The 4,796-nt window shown below is 63.6% G+C and carries 4 protein-coding genes; 1 reads left to right on the forward strand and 3 read right to left on the reverse strand.

Annotation, left to right across the window (positions count from 1 at the left end):
- The 3 genes from KO490_RS11815 to KO490_RS11825 all read right to left on the reverse strand — a co-directional run.
- On the reverse strand, window positions 1-1,955 hold a 1,955-nt coding region (locus KO490_RS11815; RefSeq protein ID WP_216019633.1), incomplete at its 3' end, for a PHP domain-containing protein.
- Entirely contained in the window at window positions 1,952-3,421 is a 1,470-nt protein-coding gene (locus KO490_RS11820; protein ID WP_216019634.1) for a DNA polymerase Y family protein, read from the reverse strand. The genes KO490_RS11820 and KO490_RS11815, both read right to left, overlap by 4 nt.
- Window positions 3,342-4,214, reverse strand: a complete 873-nt coding sequence (locus tag KO490_RS11825) for an ImuA family protein (protein WP_252727157.1) — start codon at window positions 4,212-4,214, stop codon at window positions 3,342-3,344. The genes KO490_RS11820 and KO490_RS11825 overlap by 80 nt, the downstream gene beginning before the upstream one ends.
- Window positions 4,215-4,259: 45 nt before the next feature.
- On the opposite strand from KO490_RS11825, the gene KO490_RS11830 reads away from it, so the two are divergent.
- Window positions 4,260-4,796, forward strand: a 537-nt coding sequence (locus KO490_RS11830) for an SOS response-associated peptidase (RefSeq protein WP_256447488.1), incomplete at its 3' end; no start/stop codon positions are given.

The raw sequence follows: 4,796 nt of genomic DNA on the forward strand, positions 1-4,796 counted from the left end.
ACGCGCATTGCCTGTTCCTGGAACAGCGGCACGCCGAGCGTCTTGCCCAGCACCTTTTCCAGCTCGGGTTTTGGATATTCGACCGGCTCAAGGCCATTGCGACGGCGTAGATAAGGATGGACCATGTCGCCCTGGATCGGGCCAGGGCGGACAATGGCGACTTGCACCACGAGATCGTAATAGGTGCGCGGGCGCAGCCTTGGCAGCATGGCCATCTGCGCCCGACTTTCGATCTGAAACGTTCCAAGCGTGTCAGCCTTCCGGATCATCGCATAGGTGCGCGGATCTTCGGCGGGGATCGTGGCGAGATCATACCGGGCACCTTTGTGCCTGGCCACGAGCTCCAGCCCCTTTGCCATGCAGGTCAGCATGCCAAGGGCAAGAATATCGACCTTCATGAATTTCAGCGCATCAATGTCGTCCTTGTCCCACTCGATGATCTGGCGGTCCTCCATCGTAGCTGGTTCGATGGGGACAAGATCGTCCAGTCGATCCTGGGTCAGGACAAAGCCGCCCGGGTGCTGGCTCAGGTGGCGGGGCATGCCCATCAATTGCTTCGCCAGATCCATCGTCAGGCGCAACCGGCGGTCATTCGGGTTCAGGTTCAGTTCGGCCAGCTGCGCGTCGGTCACGCCCTCATCAGACCATGCCCAGATAAGGCTGGAGAGCGTGGTGATCAGATCCTCGGGCATGCCCATTGCCTTTCCGACGTCGCGTAACGCCCCCTTGGCGCGATAGCGGATGACGACCGCCGTCAGCGCGGCACGGTCACGACCATAGGTCTTGTAGATCCACTGGATGACCTCCTCGCGCCGTTCATGCTCGAAATCCACGTCGATATCAGGCGGCTCTCGGCGTTCCTCGCTGACAAAGCGCTCGAACAACAGGTCGTTCCGGCCTGGATCGATCGAGGTGATGCCAAGAACATAGCAGACCGCCGAATTTGCTGCCGAACCTCGCCCCTGACACAGAATATTCTGCGATCGCGCAAAATGGACGATACTGTGGACTGTCAGGAAGTAAGGCGCATAATCCAGGCGCCTGATCAACGTCAGTTCGTGGTTCAGGGATCTGGCGACCTCGGGTGGGACTCCTTCGGGATAGCGCGCAGCTGCGCCCTCCCATGTCAGGCGTGACAGCGTGTCCTGCGGCGAGAGCCGCGGATCGTCTCGCTCCTCGGGATATTGATACTCGAGGTCGCTGAGGCTGAAGGTGCAGCGACCCATGATCTCGACCGTGCGGGCCAGCGCCTCGGGGTATCTGGCGAACAGACGGGCCATTTCCTGCGGCGGCTTGAGATAGCGGTCGGCATGACGCTCGCGACGGTGGCCCAGCTCCTCGACGGTGGTGGTGTAACGGATGGCGGTAACGACATCCTGCAGGATGCGGCGGGCGGGTTCGTGGAACAGGACATCGTTGGTGGCGACCGTTGGCACGCGGGCCTGTTGGGCCAGTTGCGCGAGGTTGTGTAGCCGCAGCTGGTCGTTCGGGCGGCGTCGCAGGCTCAGTGCAAGATAGCCTCGATCGCTGAACGTCTCGCGCATCCGGCGCAGATGCATCGCGCAGGTGTCGTCAGCTTGATCGGGGACGAGAATGGCAATCAGGCCCTCGGCATGATCACTCAGGTCAGTCCAATCCAGGTGGCATTTGCCTTTGCCAGCGCGGCCCTTGCCCAAGGTCAAAAGGCGGCAGAGCCGCGACCATGCCGCTTTGTCGGTGGGGTAAACCAGCACCGACATGCCGCATGCCAGGTCCAGACGGCAGCCCGCGACCAGCCGGATGCCCGTGGTCTTCGCCGCTTCCCATGCCCGCACAATCCCCGCGACCGAGTTGCGGTCCACCACGCCAAGCGCTTCAATTCCCAGGAAGGCGGCCGTGGCGAACAGGTGTTCGGCGCTTGAGGCTCCTCGCAGGAAGGAGAAGTCAGTGGTGACCTGCAGTTCGGCATATCTCATCCGAATACCCCGTGGATGAACCAGTTCTGCGAACCGGTTGCCGCGTCTTCGCCATCCCCGGCACGGAAAATCCAGAGGCGATCGCCGACCTCATCCTCGATCCGAAAATAGTCGCGGACGGCAATGCGTTCGGCTTCGCGTGTCCACCATTCGCCAAAAATGCGCTCGGGACCGTCTGCGCGTATGATCCGCCGGCGGATGCCGCGCCACGCGATCCAGACAGGTGGCTGGTCCGGCAGCAGCGCCATCGTCTCGATAGCCTCGGGCCGTGCGAACAGGCGTGCCGGTCGCGGCCAGTGGTCGGGCCAGCCATCGGCGGTTGAGTCCGCCAGCGCCGGAATGCGGCGGATGGAACGCTCGGGCACGTCGCTGGCAACGGGGGCGACCCGATATATCGCGCGATGACCAACCCGGTTGGCGAGCGTATCGATCAGGCCCGACAGGTTCGGTGCCTCTGGAGCGAGCGTGCTGATCTGCCGCTCGGCCAAGGGTTCGGTAATGGTCGCGGTCAGGGTCATGATCTCGATCCCGAACCCGGGCTCGATGCCAGGTATCTTGTCGCAAAGCAGCCGCGTCAGGCGCTGCGGGTCGCGATGCGGCATGGCAAGGCCGACCCGCACGGTCTGGCGCTCACGGTCCACGCGGTGGCAGATCAGATCCAAACGGCGGGCGCCGACGCCCTGAGCTTCCAGTTCCGCGCTGAGGGCTGTCACCAACTTGCGGATGTATCGCGCAATGGTTTCAGGAGCCGCGATGGGTTCTGCAAAGGCTCGGCGGGTCTCGATCAGGCCCGCGGGGCGTAGGGCGTCGATGGGATCGGCAGCCTCGCCGAACATCTGATCTATACGGCGGATCACCTCGGCACCAAAGCGGCGGGTCAATGGGGCTCGGGGAACGGCCAGAATATCCCCGATCGTGGCAAAACCCATGTCGCGCAAGCCCGCCACGGTGGCGGGAGAAAGGCGCAGGGCTTCGGGCGGCATCGTGTGCAGGTCGCCCTCGAAGCGCGCCAGTGCATGGGCCGCGCCCCAAGTGTCCGATACTGCTGCCCGTGCGGTCACGCCTGACAGTGCCAAACGACCCGTCAGTGCTTCCAGCAGCGCCTCTTCGCCGCCATGCAGATGGTCTGCGCCAGTGCTGTCGATCACGATCCCGTCTGGTGGGTCGACGGCCACAATGGGCGCGGTGCGCTGCAGCACCCAGAAGGCGAGGCGTTCCAGACTGGCCAGATCCGCCACGGGATCGGCCCGCTCGATCCGCAGATCGGGGACCAGCGCCTGCGCTTTGCTGACCGGCATGCCAACGGTGAGGCCCAAGACTTCCGCAGCGAGATCTATCGCGGTCAGCACGCGGCGGTTACCCACGCGCCCCGCAACTGCCAAGGGCCTATCCGAAGGCGCGTTTTCCTGCCGACGCAGCCGATCCACCGGCCACATCGGCAGAAAGACCGAGATGACCCGTGCCATCGCATGCCTCCAGTTCGATGTCGAAACTCTCTCCTGCCCGCGCCCTCAGGAGTTCCACCAGCCATCGAGAGCGTCCCACCCCCTGAACAGGCAGAGGCACGGATGGCAGCACCGAAACCCGCCACCGCGTCATCGCTGCGGTGGGTTGGCCAAAATCGCTGGCCTCCGCCTGTCTGCGCCAGCGCCGCAAGGCGATGCCTGTCGTGCCAGAAGCTTTCGCTGCCAGGTGCAGACGGCGCGAGGCCGTCATAGATAGCCGCGATACATCTGCAACTACAGCGGCAAGGCCGCCATGACGCAGGCCTTCCTCCATGCAGGCAAGGACTGATATGTCATCACCTGCCTCGACATGGATCACGCGGTCCGGTGACAACCCGGCCTGTTCAAGCCCCGGTGCAAACAGGTCTGCCTGCGTGACACACCACAGCACCTGACCGGGCAAACGCGCCGCGATGCCTGCCGCGAAGCAGGACGCTGCCGCTCCATCGACAGCCCCGTTGCCGCCGCCCGCAACCTCGTGAAGACACCCAACCGCCAGCCCGCCCTTCGGCAGGCGGCGGTCGAGCTCGGTGAGGCCAAACGGCAGGACAGCTTCCGGCCGGCCATGATCACCCTCGATCGCTGCGACCCGATGCCGAAGCAAGGCGAGAGTCGGATCAGAGAGAGGCGAAGACATGGCAGTGTCGGGCTCCTGTGAATGATGGACTCGCTGTGGCGTGTTCTTTGTTTGTTCTTTCTTGAAGGCTGAGTCAATCGCCTCGACGCCGTTTGTGCTGGGGGAGATCCATGCCATATTTGCCGGGAGATCGCGAACGAAGGAGCCGAGCTCATTTGCAACCTGTATAACCTGACAACCAATCAGCAGGCGATCCGCGACATCGTCGGGGTGATGTCTGACCGACTTGGCAATCTCGAGCCGTCGATAGATGTCTATCCGGATCGGTTGGCCCCAGTGATCCGAAACAGTGGGCCTATCCCCGAACTTGCCCGGCTGACCTGGGGAATGCCGACGCCACCGCAATACCTGAAAGGGCCGAACTCGCCAGATACTGGCGTGACAAACATCCGTAACACCGCCAGCCCGCATTGGCGCTCATGGCTAGGCGTCGGGCATCGTTGCATCGTGCCTGCGACAGCGTTCTCCGAATACGGCACGCGGCCGGATCCGGCGACGAAACGCAAGCCCCTGCACTGGTTTGCGCTGGATGAGACGCGGCCGCTGTTCTTCTTCGCCGGTATCTGGACCTCGTGGCAGGGCACGCGGGGATCGATGAGAACGCCGCGAACGGGCGACCACGAGCTCTTCGCCTTTCTGACCTGTGAGCCGAACTCTGTGGTCGGGCGGGTCCATCCCAAGGCCATGCCGGTGATCCTG

The sequence above is a fragment of the Paracoccus sp. C2R09 genome (assembly GCF_018860625.1).
Taxonomy (GTDB): Bacteria; Pseudomonadota; Alphaproteobacteria; order Rhodobacterales; family Rhodobacteraceae; genus Paracoccus.